This is a genomic window from Amycolatopsis sp. NPDC031561 (assembly GCF_055580625.1).
On the sequence record NZ_JBVILA010000032.1, the window covers coordinates 72899 to 88215 of the forward strand.

A 15317-nucleotide genomic window follows, 5' to 3' on the forward strand; every position below is an offset into this window, starting at 1 on the left:
TGTCGCCTATTCCCCGATGTCGGAGCGCCGAGACAGGGCGGCCAGCGAAAGCACCATGACGACCGGCCAGATCACGACTGCCAACGGGGCTCCCCCGAAGGTGATCGCCATGACCGACACCGCCGTCGCGATCAGCCCGCCGACGGGCGACACGTAACAAAACCCCAACGGGCCCAAGAAAAGAGCCCACAACAACGCCGCCTTCACGGACTTGACGGGCGGACGGGGGACCGGGTACCGCCCCGGGCCGAGGACCTCGTGGTCGGCCCCCTGGTACCACCCGCCGGAGATCAGCGGCGGGTGCGGAGCGAAGAAGGCCGGTCTTCGCCCGAACGCCTTGGGCGTCCGCGGGTTCTCCTCGGCAGGCTCGTGGCGGTGATCCTTCGGCCGTCCCATGACACTTTCGGCACTGCGCATGACATCCTCCCCCGTCGCCGGCCCGAGGCCTGGTGAAGTCACCTCTTGCCTGGCACAATTACCGGTTGCGGTTCGAAACTTCCGGGTCGTTCTGCCCACAGACCATGTTGGCGAGTCGGGGGAGTGTGCGATGCGTCAAATGGAACACAGCGCCGATCCGGTTTCCGTGAATCCGGCAGCGCCGGGATGACAGGTTCCGCTGCGGCCGAGTACGGGATCTGGAAACGGCTGACGCCTGCCGAGCAGTCCGCCCTCCGCGGCGCGGGGCATGTGAAGGTATGGCAGCCCGGCCAGATCCTCGCCCTCCAGGGCAGTCCGCCCACGAGCATGTTCGTCGTCCTGCGCGGCTGGGTGAAGATCAGCGCCACCAACTATCGCGGCGAAGACGCCCCGCTCGCCGCCCGCGGACCCGCGGAAATCGTGGGCGAAGTGGCGCCGATCAGCGGACTCCCCCGTTCCGCCACCATGTCGGCGATCGACGAGGTGCACACCCTGGTCGTGTCGCGGGAGAAATTCCTCGGCGTGCTGCGCGACCGGCCTCGTATCGCCGAGGAGATCTTCCGTACCGCGGCGATCCGGCTGCAACAATCCGATCGGCTGCGTCTCGAGTCCGGCGGACCGGATTTCCCCCAGCGCCTCGCCGCGGTCCTCCTGGAACTGGCCCTGCAGCACGCCCTCGACTGGTCGGACGGGAAACAGGTCGTTCTTCGCTTCAACCAAGGGGAATTGGCGGGGTTCGCCCGCGTCTCCCGCAGCACCCTGATCCGCGGCCTCGAAGAACTCCGGAAGCTGGGCGTGGTGCACACCGCGCGCCAGCGCGTCACCATCACCCGGCCTCGCGCACTCCGGGAATTGGCCGCCGGACGGCCACCACCGGCGGAAGAGGCCTGATCGAACCCGAAATCTCGGCTATCCTTGTCAAGGTTCAACTCTCGCAACCGTTTCACGGGGTGGAGGGAATCGGCACGATGAGTTCTTTCTCGGCAAGCACGGAACCGGACATCGAATCGGCGTTGATCGATCTCGACGCGGTCTCATTCACCGCGTTACGAGAATTGGACAGTGACGCCTTCCGCCATTCGGAGCGTCATGTCGTCGAACGCACCACGCATGTCCGCGCACGCTACAGAAGCGGATCCAACGGAGCCGGTGAGCGCATCGACTGATGCCGCCGCCGTCCGGGCCACGCCCCGAGTTCCACCGCTTGTCGTGGCGAGACTTCGACGCACTGGCACGCCTTGACGGTGACGAGGACATGGCCCGCCGTCTGCGACGAGCCGAGCGGAGCCGCCGCAAACTACTGATCCACGCGCTGCTGACCGAGGCGACGAAAATCCCGGGCCACTCGGGCCCGTTGCCGTCGCTGGATTTCGCGTGGGAACTCCTTGCACGTGCCGAAGCACGAGCACCCCGAGCGGTTTCCCGGATGCTCACCAATCCGTACACCGGGAGCTGGGCGGGCTACACGACTCGGCTGCTGCGCAATGGAATCGACGGCGTGGGTCCTTTGTGGATGCATTTGGGGCACGCGCACGCGATCGCGTCGGCCGCGGCGATCCGGGCGGAGCTGGACTTCGAGACCACCATCCCGGTCTGGAACGGAAACGCCATTCTTCCTTCGCTCGGGATGGCCAGATTCCCTGGTACAGAAACGTTTTCTTCGGCCATCGTGCGAGGAGTGAACGGCCGGTACTTCGTTTCGAGCGCCGGAACCACGGTCCGCTTGCCGAGCGCGTACGACTCCGACGCCCCAGGCTGGTGGGGGATCCGGCGGGTACGGAGCCAGGTCGGTGCGCACCGCTTCTCCCTGCGGTTGGACGACCTCGATCCCTATCGCGGACTTTACGAGCCGGTCCCACCGGAACGGCTGCCGGGCAAGGATCTGGCGGACTGGCAGCGGCTGATCGATGAGGCCTGCCGTCTGATCGCCGCCCATCTGCCCGGTCTGGCCCGCATCATGCCGGTGGGCTTGGCCTCGCTCGTACCGAAACCCCAGGTGCTCTTCCGGAATCCGAGCGCGTCGACCGGGGAGGCGTTCGGCAGTGCGGTGGTGGGCCTGCCTTCCGACGGAGCGTCTCTCGCCGAGAGCTTGATCCACGAGTTCCAGCACATCGTGCTCGGCGGTCTGTTACACCTCGTCGAATTGTACGAGTCGGATCCAAGGGAGCGGATCTACGTGGCCTGGCGGGATGACCCGCGACCACTGAGCGGGGCCCTGCAAGGGGTCTACGCTTTCTTCGGGGTAACGGCCTTTTGGCGCGCACTGCACCAGTCCGGGGAGAGCCCCCGGCGCTCCGGCTTCGAATTCGCGTTCTGGCGCCGTCAGACGTGGCGAACCCTGCAAGTCCTACGGGTGGACTCGACCTTGACCGCCGCGGGTCGGCGCTTCCTCGACGATATCGCGGAACGTCTCGGCCCTTGGCGGGACGAACCCGTCCCGGCCGAGGCGAACAACCTGGCCACGGCCGCCTGCCGGGATCACCTCGCGGGCTGGCGCGCCCGTCACCTTCGTCCGGATCCGTCGATGGTCAGCGGACTGGCGGCCGCCTGGCTGAGCGGACGGCCTCGGCCGCCGGCCACCCTCGACACGACCGACCTTCCCCCGACGCCGGTTCCGGACGGCGGCTGGTCCCACGCCCGGACGGACCTGATCCGGCTCACCGTCGGCGGCACACCGCTCTCGCCGGACGGGCGACCGCCAGCTGTGCCTGACGCCACCACCGCGGATTTCGCTTATGCCGCAGGCGATTCCCTCGAAGCCATCAACGGCTACCGAGAGGAACTCGCCAGGGATCCGGACCGGCCCGCCTCGCTGGTCGGGCTGGGCCTCGCGCTCTCGGCGAGAGGCCCCCATCCCGCCGCCCGTGCGTTGCTGCATTGTCCCGAACTCGTCCGGGCGGTGCATCGACCCTTGCGAGCCGTTCCGCGGCCACCGACCGTGGAACAGCTCGCCTCGTGGATCGGCCAACTCGTACCGGACTGAGCTACATCAGCATCGGGTCGATGTCGCAGTCACCGCGGACGCCGCGGACCGCGGCCTGCGTTCCTGGGTGGGCTTCGCCGAGGATCTGGCGGTACTTCACCAGAATCGGGTCGCGGAACGGCGCGGCTTCCTCGGCCCGGCCGAGGGCGGTCAGATCCAGCCCGAGGTTGAAGGACGCCACGAGAACGGTGGGATGATCCTCCCCGAGCATCTGCTTGCCACGCTCGACCGCGTCCCGCCCCAGTTCGACCGCCCTGTCGAGCTCGCCCAACGCCGACAGGTCACTCGCCAGGTTGATAGTGACGATGACGGCGTAGGGGTGATCCGGGCCGATGGTGGCACGGAAATGCTCGAGAGCGCGCTCGTCGAGGACTCGAGCCGCCGCGGGGTCACCTTGAAGCCGCAACGTCACCGCGAGGTCCGCGTTGGCCGCGAGGGTATGCGGATGCTGTTCGCCGAGACCACTGCGGTAGCGCTCGAAGGTTTCCTCGCCGAGCTTCCTCGCCGCAGCCAGGTCACCCGAATGACGAAGGTCGATCGAATGGGCGAGAGAACAGGCCATCGTGATGGAGTGGTCGTCACCGTAGGCCAGCCGGTACTTCCTGAGAGTTTGCGTGGAAAGGTCGAGCGCGCCCGGATGGTCGCCGTCCTTCCGCCTGGCCACCGAAAGCAGGAACGAGTTGTTGGCCGCGTCCGACTGTTCGTCACCGAAGCGGGCTCGGAAGTTGTCCGTGAGCCTTTCCTGCTGGACCCGGGCCTGGCCGTACTCCCCCGCCTCGCGCAGGTCCACGATCAGTGAACTGTTGACGCCGAAAGTACGGACGTGGTCGCGACCGAGGACCTCGATCCGACGGTGCAGGGTCTCCCGGTCCAGTTCCTCCGCCGCACGGTAGGCGCCGCTGAGCCGAAGGCTGATCGCGTGCTGGTACGCGGCGTTGAGCGTCTCCGGGTCGTCTTCCCCGAACATGCGCTTGGCCTTGTGGTAGATCTCTTCGCTGAGTTTGGTCGCCGCCGCGAAGTCGCCCTGGGCCCGGAGGTCGATCGTGATGTTCCGCTGGAGGGCGAAGGTCTCCTCGTTCTCTTCACCGGACACCTGGAGGCGCAGGGCGAGAGTGCGTTGGTTGAGTTCCGAGGCTTCGGCGTACCGGCCGACCGACCACAGATAAAGACCCAGCCTCGACGAAACTTCGAGGGTCTGCGGATGGGTGGGACCGAGGGTGTCGGTGAACCGCTTCCGTGCTTCGAGGCCGAGCCGGGTGGCTTCTTCGTGGTCACCGTATTCGAACAGGTAGCGCATCAGGTTGATATGGAGCTGACGCGGCCAACTGTCGTCGCAGTCCAGCACGTTCGCCGCGTAGACGTGCGGCAGCAATTCACGATAACGCGACCAATGCCTGCTCGACTCAGGGTCGTTCGGGTCCAGCGCGGCGAGCAACTGATGGGCCCCGTGCTGCATTCTCGCGTGCACCTGGCGGGCCATCACCCGGTTTCGCAGGACCAACTGGACCAGACGGTGCAGCTGGAGGGTGTTGTTGCCGTGGTCGATCTTCGCGAGGCCGTACCGGTTGATGTCGCGGATGGCGCGGGCCAGCTTGATCGGATCACGCAGCGCCGCGTCGAGCTCGGGGGAAATCGAAACCCGGCTGACTCCGGTGAGCAGATCACGCGAAATCGGTTCAGGCGAAAAGAAGGCACAAATGTGCAGGATCTGGTGCGCCGCCGGGTTGCGGGTCTTCAGCTCCTCGAACGACACGTTCCACGCCGCCGCGACGGAAACCTCGTAATCGGGCGCCGTGGCGGTGTCGAGGATTTCCTCGACCGACTCGTCGAACAGGCGCAGATACTCCTGAACCGGCATCCCGGTCACCGCACGCCAGGCGGCCGCCTGCTCGACGGCCAGCGGCAGATCGCCGAGCTTCTCGGCGAGCTCATTGGCGTCGTCCGGCTCGATTTCCGGACCGCGACGGCCGAGCAGCTCGACGCTTTCCTCGCGCTTGAAAACCGCGAGTTCCAGCGGGCGCGCGATACCGGCCCAGTCGGAGTTCCGCGAGGTGATCAGGATTTCGCCGGGACCGTTGCGCGGGAAGAACGGCAGCACGGACTCCGGGGTCTCCGCAGCGTCGAAGATCAGTAGCCAGCGGCGGAACGGCCGTCCGGTCCGGAGCGCCTCGATCACCGCGGGAACCGCGACATTGGCCTCGGACGCGCCGGCGAGCCCGAGGAGACCCGCGAGTTCGGTGAGACCCGCTCGGATCTGAGTGGTGTGCGCGGCGTCGATCCACCAGACGAGGTCGTAATCCTGCAGATGCCGATAGATGTACTCGGTGGCCATCTGCGTCTTGCCGATACCACCGAGGCCGTGCAGTGCCGAGGGAAGTACGGCGGTGGTGCCACTGCTCAACCGCTTGGTCAGCTGGCCGAGCAATTCGTCGCGACCGGTGAAGTTCGGGTTGCGTGGCGGGACGTTCCCGAACACCAAGGGCGGATCGTCGGGCTGGCGCTCCGGGAAACTTCGAGAGCTGTCCGACGCGGCAGGATGCATGATCCTGGTCGTCGGCTCATTCGATTCGGGCTCACTGAGATAAGACGAACGTCCCTGGGTCGCGGCAGTCGAGGCAGGCGGGCGTTCGGCCGTCTCAGGCATCTGGGGGCTCACAGTCTTGGATGTCAGTCTCGGTTCAAGGGTGGGCAGGACAGAGCTCTGCCCTTGAAGCCCTTGAACGACGTTCCGCAACCGGTCGGCACGAGACAGATACGGCCCGGACAGCGCGCGCATCAGCACACTTTCCAGTTCGACGTCAGACGAGGACTCATGAGTGAGCACTGGATCCGGCGTGTTGTGGGGATCGGCAAGTGCGTCTCGGAGGTGACCGAGCAGCGGAATCCTTCGACCTAGGTGAGTGGCCGCCACTCGAACGACATTGGCCGTTTCCGACCTCCGCGCGCCACTGAGCAACATTTCCCGGACTGCCTCGGGAAATGCGAAAAGACCACCCGTGTCCCAAGTGGTCTTCCCTTCCCTAAGGCCGGGAGCGTACAGGATGCCTGAAAGCAAAAGCTCCAGGAGGTGCTCCAGTCCTGCTTCCGGCACGAACCGTTGTCCCACCAGCTTCGCCACGTCGAGACGGACCGGTACCGCCGCGAGCAACTGAGCCAAGCGTAGCGCTGGCGGCGACGCAACGCTGCGAAATCTATGCACTCTTTCGGCGGGTGACAAAGTTACCGGCCGGTCACCGGAATCGGAGCGAGAAATCCGTTCAGTAGTGAGTACTACCGTTCCTTCGACACCGGCGGCGTTTTCGCCGGTCATCAGTCCGGCCCACCATCCGAGTGCCCTCGGCCGCAGTTCGAGTACCGGCACCGGCACGGTGTCCCGAGGGATTTTCGACTCGGGCTCGAGCCACGCGTCCGCGAGGTCGCAAGTCCAGCGACCGTTGGGGGCCAACGCGTTCGGGACCCTCAGCCGGGCCTTCTGCGGGCTCATGCCGCAGCGTCCCCACAGCCATTGAGGAAGCAGATGCACGATGCTCACCGGCATCGTCCGGCCCCAGCGCGCCAGTATCGGATAGAGCGCGTCCTTCTTCTGCCACGCGTCCCCGACCCCGTCGGTCACCAGCAGTACCGCGCGCCGTCCCGACGAATCCAGAATTTCGTTCGGATCCCGCGCCGGCGCTCCCGCCGTGCCACCTCGAAGAACGAGATCCTCCTGATCGTCGTCCTTCGCGGTTTCCAACAGCCGGACCTGAATGGTACGGAAAGCACCCACTTGACGGAGCAATTCGACAAACGCGGACACCCGTGGCCGCCACAAGGCCATCGACGGACCGTTGTCGAGGACGAGCGTCAGATCCAGCCAGCGCTCATTTCTCGACCGGGTGACAGGCCACCACCGTCCGGTCTCCGCGGCCCGGACGGCGGTCGCCACTTCGTCCAGGACCACATTGTCGAGTCGCAGCGAGGGTGTCTCCCGTTTCAGCTTTCTCAGTACGCGGAAGTACTCCAGTGATTCCAGGAGTACAGCTCCGCCCGGTCCCGAGCCCTCCACCGCGGGTTCGGGCAGTTCACCGGAGACGGCGTCGATCTCGACGACCCGGCCGTCACCGTCACTCGACGGGGTGGCACCGGGAATCTGAGACAGCCTGGGCTCTGGAGGCGGAGGGATTTCCCCGCGTTCCGAGGGTGCGTTGCGGATCCGCACCTGATCGGACGCCGGCTTCGGCTCCTCGTCGGGAGCGGCCTCGTCGCCGGTGCACCTCGGTGTGATGGCCGCGGCCAGCCACACGATGTCCGCGACATCGGTCCAGTCCAGATCCTTGAACTCGAACCGTTTGACTCCCTGGGGAGTGCCTGGCCTCCGCTGCTCCGTCACCGGGACGGAGCGCGAGTCGGACACACCGCCCGGCCTCCCCATGTCACCGCACCGTCAGTCGTTGCCAGAGAGCGTCCACCAGCCGCGGCCACGCCTCCTGATCCGGCTGGTACGCACCCGACGTCGCGAGATAGACGGCGTCGAGCAGTCTGTCGGTGGGCAGACCGCCTTCCGCCTTGCTCCGTTCGGCGAACTCGCGGATGAGCCTGTCCCGGTGTTCGCCGTTCTCCGCGACCAGATGGCTGGCGACGATCGCCGCGAGCTGGTCGTGATCGGGGTTCTCGATCCGCAGTTGCAGGCACCGGCGCAGGAACGCGGGCGGGAACTCCCGCTCTCCGTTGCTGCTCATGATGATGATCGGAAAGGCGTGACAGGCGATCCGGCCGTCACGGACGACGGCGGTGCGCTGCGGGTCTGCGGTGTGCACGGTGACCTCGGGATGCCGGTTGCGCACCCGGGCCAGTTCTTCGATCGAGAATTCACCGTCTTCGAAGATAGACAGCAGGTCGTTGGGCAGATCCGCCTCGGATTTGTCCAGCTCGTCGATCAGCAGCACCCGCGGCAACCGGCCGGGCAGGAACGCGGTCCCCAGCGGGCCGAGCCGGACGAAATCACCGATCGGGGGTTCTTCGGCCTCGCCACCGAGCTGGGCCTGACTGGTCGCCGCGGCCTGGACCCGGCCGATCGCGTCGTAGCCGTACAGCCCGGAACTCAACGCGGTATGACTGGTGATCGCCCAGCGCAGCACCCGGCCGAGGCCGAGTTCCCTGGCGATCCGATAGGCGAGACTGGACTTCCCGGTCCCCGGATTCCCGGTGACCAGCAACGGACGCCGCAGATAAAGGGCGGCGTTCACCATGTTCAGCTCGCCCGCGTCGGTGTCCTGCTCGGAAAGCGTGAACGCGGTACCGAGACGGCGCTCCACCTCACCGTCGTCCGGCGGTGGCACCTCGTTCTCCGGCGGCGGATCCCCGCGATAGGAACGCCACGGCGGCGGCGCGGGCAGCAACTGCGCGAGATCGATGTCGTGGATCGGCCTGCCGGTCCCCCGGTAAATCCACCAATCGGGTGCATCGGGCCGGGACGTCCGCCCGTTCACGGTCGCGTCTTGATCGTTCGCGCTCATCCGCGGCATCCCCTTACTGTCGACTCGGGATCAACGGCTGGTCTAGAACGATTACGCGTTTCGGGTCGTCCCACATTACCACCAGATCGTGAGCCAGAGAATTCTTGAACGGTACGGCCATACCGGAATTCGCCAGTTTGCGGCGATCCGGAAGTTTGATAAAACCGTCGTCCGCGGCCAATACCCAGTCGAGCAACTCGCGCAGGGTCTCCGGCTCGGCCTCCGGATGCCACAGCACCACCGGCAATCCACTGCGGAGGGCGGCCGTCAGTTCGTCCGGCACGGCGCCCGGTTCCGGCTGCGGCGACGGCGATTTCGCCAAAACCAGCCCGACCCAGTGATCGTCGCTCAGTACCGCGTCGATCGGGTGCCCCTCGAACTCCTCGCAACCGGAATAGTGCAGCCGGTCGGCGGTGGGATCCTTCACCATCGAGTCCCAGCGAACGTTCCACGCACGATGCCAATGCCTCGCCCGCATCCTCTCCAAAGACCGAATTCCCAGCCGATACCCGTACCGCAACGGCTGGGGCTGGCCCGTCCCATGTTCCTTGGCCCACCGCTGCACCGGCAAATTGATCAACGTCCTCGGCAGCAGGAATTCCACGGACGCGGAGACGCTCTGACCGGACCAGACTCCCTCAGTCTCCAGGATGACGTCATCGACCCTGTACTCGACCTCGTCTATCCCGATTTCCCGCACTCCACCGAGCGCGGGTGGCCACACTTCCGGGTCATCTTGACGCCAGAACGCGAGAGTGCAGCGTGTGGGGTCGGCGGAAATCGGTTCGATCATGATCACCAAGTAGAGATGGGGGCGCTCGGGAATCGGCGGCCGGTTCTGCCGCTGATGCGCGATGGCCGGGCCGATCCGCAGCGCCCGGGCATGGTCGGCGATCCAGTTCCCGAGGACGGCGCCCGGCTCGCCTTCCATGTTTTCCGCGAGCAGGGCCAGAAACGTCACCGCGGGCGGGATCCCGTCCGGGCCGGCGTTGAAATCGGTGAGCAGGTGAAAGGCGTCCCACGCGTCGGTGACGCCGTCCAGCGGCGGCAGCGCCACGGCGGGCCCGAGCGCCCGGGCCACGATGACCGGCAGGCGAGGGACTTCCATCCGGGTCAGCCGTCGATGCAGGGTCGCCAGGTCCTTGCGGGGGATCAACTCCAGAACCGCGTTGTTCAGGTCGGCCAGAAGCAGGTCTTCGGCGGCCTCGGCCGCGAGAGATGCCGGTTTCGTGACGGTCGTGGTGAGTTCGCCGTGTAACCGTAAATAAGCCATTCCGGTGAATGTCTTCACCGAAACCGGTATCGGACTGTACAACTCGGGCAACAGGCCGGGGTCCTGCGCGATGACATCGGCGAAGAAGCGCTGCGACGAGATGAACGCGATCATCCGGTCGGATTCCGCGAACGCCTCCTTCGCGAGCTGCGCGTCCAAGATCCGGAAAGCGGTGTCGACCGCGTCGCCGACCCACCCGTTCCCGTCGTTCAGCACCTCACCGGAGTTGAGACTCACCCGCAGCCGGATTTGCGCCTGCGGGGTCCGCGTGTGGTTGTACCGGCGGAGGGCGACCGCGATCCGATCCGGCAAGCGGTCGGCGACAAGGCTTTTGGTGGTGCCGGGCGGCAACAGGATCAGCGCGCCGTCGCCGCGGTCCTCGCGCGAGCAGGAATCGAAGTCGACGTCACTTTCGGCGAAAGCGATCCGCAGCACCTCGTACATGCCCCGGCGCACGGCGAGCCGATCGAGGGGGTTCCGTTCCGGAGCGGTGAAGCCCGCTACGTCCACCACGACGATCGTGCGGTCGAGAGCCTGCGTCGGTTGCGCCACTGGCCCCCTCCCAAGGTCCACGGCGCCGACCCGTCGGCGCCGACCGCCACATTATCGCGTCAATCGGCCCGGGGTTGAGTGTCAATTGACAAATATGTTCTCCCGTTTCCGTGCTGGTGATTTGCCCACCGAACACGGAGCCCTCCCCGACCGCGCCGGGGAGGGCTCCGCTTTCACCGGGGGTCAGACGCCGGCGACCTGCTGGATCCAGCTGCGGTAACGGGTGATGTTGGTGTAGGCGGTGTTGTTCGACCGGTCACTGGTCGAGGCGACACCGACCTGGCGGCCGCCGGAGAACATCGGGCCGCCCGAGTCACCGCCGGCGGTGATGCCGTCGACGCGGTTTGCGCACACCGCGACACCGCCGTTGTAGTCACTGCAGTTGACCGAGTTGACCCGGACGGTGGCGACCTTCAGGTACCGGGACTGGCAGTTGATCTCGGAACCGCACTGGCTGGTCGCGCCCCAGCCGTAGACCTGGACGTTCTGGCCGACCGCGACGTTGCTCGTGGTGCCCAGCGGCGCGTAGGTGGCGTTGACCGAGCTGGTCAGCCGGACGATGGCGAGGTCCGCGCCGGAGTGGCGGGTGATGCTCGCCGCGGTGGCCGTGGTGCCACCGCTCTGCTGGTCGAGGCTGCCGATCCGGAAGGTGTAGCTGCCGCTGCTGGCGACGCAGTGCTTCGCGGTGAGGATGTACTGCGGCGCGATGATCGTCGCGCTGCAGTTCTGCTGGCCGTTCACGAACAGCCGGGCCGCCCACGGGCCGCTCTGCGCGTACTGGCCACCGATGATCATCGGCTGCGCACCGGAGGGCTCGGCGGCGGTCGCGGCGGGGGCGGTCGAACCGAGCAGCGCCATGAAGGCGGTGCCGGCGAGCAGGACGAGGGAGCGCAGTCGCATGTTCCGACTCATTTCTGCGGCCGGATACCGGCCGCGTCCGTGGGGACCAACGCGCTGATTCTGTGTCGTGCCAAGGGAAGCCGGAAACCGACGAAAGTTCGCGTGGGCTACCTATTTATTACTATGACGGCCGCCGGTGATTTTTGAGTATGCGGCGAAGATCATTAGGTATTCGTTCACTCGTCGAGCAGCCGCCAAGCGGTGAGGGCGAGCCTGGCCCGGGTCAGGCCGGCGGGTTCGTGCAGTGCGATGGCGAGGCTCTTCCCGATCTGCGTGAGCCGTCGCGCGACGCTGCTGTGGTGCAAGTGCAGCGAGTCGGCGGCCTGGCGCACGGAACCGGTGGCGCAGTAGGCGTCCAGCGTCCGCAGATCCTCCGGATCCGCCGACAGGGCGGTGATCGCGACGACGTCGGCGTTGGCCCGTGTGTCCTCAGCCGGGATCCGCGCGAGCAGCGCCAGTGCTCCGAGGTCGTTGTAGTGGATCACCGGCTGCCGAGCGGTCGTGAACCGAAGTGCGGTCTTGGCGTCCTGCCACGACCGGTGCGGGCAGTCGGTGGCGCCGATCCCGGCCCGCACGCCTTCCGGGATCCGGGCCGGATCCACCGTGGAGGCCAGGATGATGCCCACGTCCGTGAGCGGCGCCGCCTTGACCGGCCTGGCCGGGCAGATCAGGCCGCCGATCTTCTCCAGCGGGATCCCCGAGCGGACGGCGACCACCCTGATCGGCGTCTCGGCGGGGAAACCCAGCAGCCGTAGCGCCCGGTTCCTGGCGGCGTCGTCGCTGGCGGCGCTGATCACGAGTTCCACCAGTGCCGGATCGGCCATCGTGGTGCGCGCCGGTCCGTACCGTTCGACGACCGTCGCCACGGCGATCGCGAGCCGGTCCAGCACGGCTTCGTCGAGGGCGCCGGGCTCCCCGTCGCGCTCCAGCCACACCGAGCCGATCTCTTCCTCGTCGAGGGTGATCGCCGTCGTGGTGGACGCGGACGCGAGCGGGGTGGCGGGTTCGCGGCCGTCGGGTGCCATGCGGATCGTGCGCCCCGTGCCGTGGAGCCGGATGCCCGCCGCGCATTCCGCCAGCCCCGCTGTGGCGCGGGCGAGCGCGGGGAGGTCGACCCGCCGCCGCATCAGGGTGTCGTAGAACATCACGACCCGGATCACGCCTTCGACGTCGGGATCCAGATGCGACAGCCGCGCGGCGAGTGCCTCCATGTTCGCGAGCGTACGCGGCGATCGTCGCGCGCCGGAGCGCTTACGCGCGACGCTTGGCGGGCGACCTCCGGACCGGGCGACCGGCAGGATCGTCGTCATGGATCCCGAACTGGAAGCCTTCGTCGCCCTGTTCCCCGTGTCGACCCTGGACGACCCGATCGCCGAACGCGAGACTTTCGCCAAGCTGGCCACGTCGGTGCCGCGGCCGGACACCTCCGCGATGACGGTCGAGGACCGGACGGTGCCCGGCGAGCCGGACGTCGCGATCCGCGTCTATCGCCCGCTCGAGGCGCAAGGCGCCGTGGTCTGGCTGCACGGCGGCGGGTGGGTCATGGGCAACCTGGACACCGAACACCCGTGGGCAGCGCGGCTCGCCGAAGCTTCCGGCGCGGTGGTGATCTCGGTGAACTACCGCCTCGCTCCCGAGAACCCTTTCCCCGCCGCGCTCGACGACGCCTACACGGTCCTGAAGTGGACGGCGGAGAACGCGGCGGAACTCGGCGTCACCCCGGACCGGATCGCGATCGGCGGGCACAGCGCGGGCGGCGGTCTCGCGGCGGCCACGGCGTTGCGGGCCCGCGACGAAGACGGGCCGCGGATCCGGTTCCAGCTGCTCAACCAGCCGGGGCTCGACGACCGGCAGGAGACCTGGTCGGCGCGGACCTTCACCGACACGCCTTGGGTGAACCGCGCCAGGATCACCGCGATGTGGCACTACTACCTGGCGGGACAGCCCGCCCCTTCGTACTACGCCGCCCCCTCGCGGGCCACCGATCTGTCCGGCCTGCCGCCCGCCTACGTCGCCACCGCGGAACTCTGCCCCAACCGCGACGAGGACATCGACTACGCGGTCCGCCTGCTGCAGGCCGGGATCTCGGTCGAACTGCACCAGTGGCCCGGCACCTTCCACGGATCGCAGGCGATCCTGTCCGCCGAGGTGTCGCGCCGCCAGATCGCCGAACTGGGCGACGCCCTGCGCCGGGCGCTGCAAATCACTTGACCCGGCCACGGGGCGGCGATGCACTGTGCCGATGAAGATCCGCGCCACCACCGACGAGGACCGCGACGCCTTCCTCGCCACCATGTTCGCCATTTTCGCGGAGTTCCCGGAAAACTGGGGCAAGATCTGGTCCGCGCTCGAACTGGACCGCGGCGTGCTCGCCGAGACGGAGGACGGGCGGCCCGTCGGCACGGCAGCCGCGTACTCGTTCGAGCTCACCCTCCCCGGTCAGGTCGTCGTCCCGGCCGCCGGGGTGACCGCGGTCGGCGTCCTGCCCACGCACCGGCGCCGGGGTGTGCTCACGGCGATGATGCGGCATCAGCTCGCCGATTTCCGGGCGCGGGGTGAAATCCTCTCCGTCCTGCTGGCCTCGGAGGCCCTGATCTACCGCAGGTTCGGCTATGGACCGGCGACCTACACCCACCGGCTGACGGTGCCGCGCCGCCAGGCCGCCTTCGCCGCGGGCGGTACGGCGCCCGGTGCGATCGAGGTGCTGCGTCGTGCCGACTGCGGCGAGATCCTGGAGGAGGTCTACGACCGGTACCGCCGCACCCGCCCCGGCGCGCTGTCGCGACCGCACCGCTGGTGGGCCGCCGGGGCGGGGCAGCCCCCGATCTCCGCGACACCGCGCTACGTCGCCGTCCACCGTGACGCCGAAGGTGTCCCGGACGGGTACGCCAGCTATTGGCGGAGCGAGCGCGGCACCTTCACGGTCGACGAAACCATCGCCGCCGACGACGAGGTCTCCACGGCCTTGGCCCGGTTCTTGCTCGAACACGACCTGGTCACCCAGGTCGTGTTCAAGCACTGCCCGCCCGACCACCCGCTGCGCTGGCAACTCGAGGACTTCCGTGCCGGGGAGGTCAGCGACGACACGGACTGGCTCTGGGTGCGGCTGCTGGACATCCCCCGCGCGCTCACCGCACGCGGCTGGTTCGCCGACGGCGAGCTCGTCCTCGACGTCGACGACCCCGCGCTCGGCGAACACGGCCGCTACCTGCTGACCGTCCGGGACGGCGAAGCCACCTGCGTCCCGACGGACCGGGAACCCGACCTGTCCCTGGACGCGAGCGACCTCGGTTCGCTCTACCTCGGCGGCACCGCCCCGAGCAAGCTCATCCGTGCCGGGCGCGTCCGGGCGCGCCACGCGGAAGTGGGCGCGGTGGCCGACGCGTTGTTCCGCGCCGAACGTTCCCCGCACTGCCTGCACTGGTTCTGACCGGTGACCGCGCCAGACGTGTTTCACAGTGAGGAGAAGGCAAACGCGTCTTGTTCGCGAGTACGTGCGGAGGGGGTCGTGAGTGGCGGTGCCGGTTCTATTGAGAGGTAAGTCAAAGGTGGCGTGTTCGTGGGCGAGGCCGGTGACGGGATGAAGGCGCCCTTTGCCGCGCCCGATGCCGAGCGGCCGTGGGGGGGGGGGGGGGGGGGGGGGGGGGGGGGGGGGGGGGGGGGGGGGGGGGGGGGGGGGGGGGGGGGGGGGGGGGGG

At 67.8% G+C, this 15317-nt stretch carries 11 protein-coding genes; 5 read left to right on the forward strand and 6 right to left on the reverse strand.

From position 1 onward, the window contains the following. Positions 1–6 precede the first annotated feature (6 nt). Positions 7–417 carry a hypothetical protein gene (locus ACZ5IK_RS39915; RefSeq protein ID WP_465492440.1) on the reverse strand — a complete coding sequence of 137 codons (411 nt, stop codon included), beginning with the start codon at positions 415–417 and terminating at the stop codon, positions 7–9. 186 nt (positions 418–603) lie between these two features. Here ACZ5IK_RS39915 and ACZ5IK_RS39920 point away from each other — a divergent pair, with 186 nt between their 5' ends. The 3 genes from ACZ5IK_RS39920 (at position 604) to ACZ5IK_RS39930 (ending at position 3400) form a co-directional block, all read left to right on the forward strand. Continuing rightward, positions 604–1308 carry a Crp/Fnr family transcriptional regulator gene (locus ACZ5IK_RS39920; RefSeq protein WP_465492441.1) on the forward strand — a complete coding sequence of 235 codons (705 nt, stop codon included), beginning with the start codon at positions 604–606 and terminating at the stop codon, positions 1306–1308. 77 nt (positions 1309–1385) lie between these two features. Next, positions 1386–1583: a hypothetical protein gene (locus tag ACZ5IK_RS39925; protein WP_410664908.1), complete on the forward strand. Its 198-nt coding sequence runs from the start codon at positions 1386–1388 to the stop codon at positions 1581–1583. A gap of 89 nt (positions 1584–1672) precedes the next feature. After that, positions 1673–3400 (forward strand): HEXXH motif domain-containing protein, encoded by a 1728-nt coding sequence (locus ACZ5IK_RS39930; protein ID WP_465492442.1) that lies wholly within the window; start codon positions 1673–1675, stop codon positions 3398–3400. 1 nt (position 3401) lies between these two features. Here the strand turns inward: ACZ5IK_RS39930 and fxsT are convergent, their stop codons facing one another. From fxsT to ACZ5IK_RS39955, 5 genes are all read right to left on the reverse strand, one after another. Then, entirely contained in the window at positions 3402–7793 is a 4392-nt protein-coding gene (fxsT, locus tag ACZ5IK_RS39935) for an FxSxx-COOH system tetratricopeptide repeat protein (RefSeq protein ID WP_465492443.1), read from the reverse strand. A gap of 19 nt (positions 7794–7812) precedes the next feature. Beyond that, on the reverse strand, positions 7813–8895 hold the full coding sequence (locus ACZ5IK_RS39940) for an AAA family ATPase (RefSeq protein WP_101613794.1): 1083 nt from the start codon (positions 8893–8895) through the stop codon (positions 7813–7815). A gap of 13 nt (positions 8896–8908) precedes the next feature. Continuing rightward, positions 8909–10720, reverse strand: a complete 1812-nt coding sequence (locus ACZ5IK_RS39945) for a VMAP-C domain-containing protein (RefSeq protein WP_465492444.1) — start codon at positions 10718–10720, stop codon at positions 8909–8911. Positions 10721–10903: 183 nt separating this feature from the next. Then, positions 10904–11620, reverse strand: coding sequence for a S1 family peptidase (locus ACZ5IK_RS39950; protein WP_465492445.1), 717 nt, complete (start codon positions 11618–11620; stop codon positions 10904–10906). A 176-nt stretch (positions 11621–11796) separates the two neighbouring features. After that, positions 11797–12831, reverse strand: coding sequence for a PucR family transcriptional regulator (locus ACZ5IK_RS39955; protein ID WP_465492446.1), 1035 nt, complete (start codon positions 12829–12831; stop codon positions 11797–11799). 97 nt (positions 12832–12928) lie between these two features. Here ACZ5IK_RS39955 and ACZ5IK_RS39960 point away from each other — a divergent pair, with 97 nt between their 5' ends. Together ACZ5IK_RS39960 and ACZ5IK_RS39965 are read left to right on the forward strand one after the other, a co-directional pair. Further along, positions 12929–13831: an alpha/beta hydrolase gene (locus tag ACZ5IK_RS39960; RefSeq protein ID WP_465492447.1), complete on the forward strand. Its 903-nt coding sequence runs from the start codon at positions 12929–12931 to the stop codon at positions 13829–13831. A 31-nt stretch (positions 13832–13862) separates the two neighbouring features. Next, positions 13863–15050: a GNAT family N-acetyltransferase gene (locus tag ACZ5IK_RS39965; RefSeq protein WP_465492448.1), complete on the forward strand. Its 1188-nt coding sequence runs from the start codon at positions 13863–13865 to the stop codon at positions 15048–15050. Positions 15051–15317: the final 267 nt, after the last annotated feature.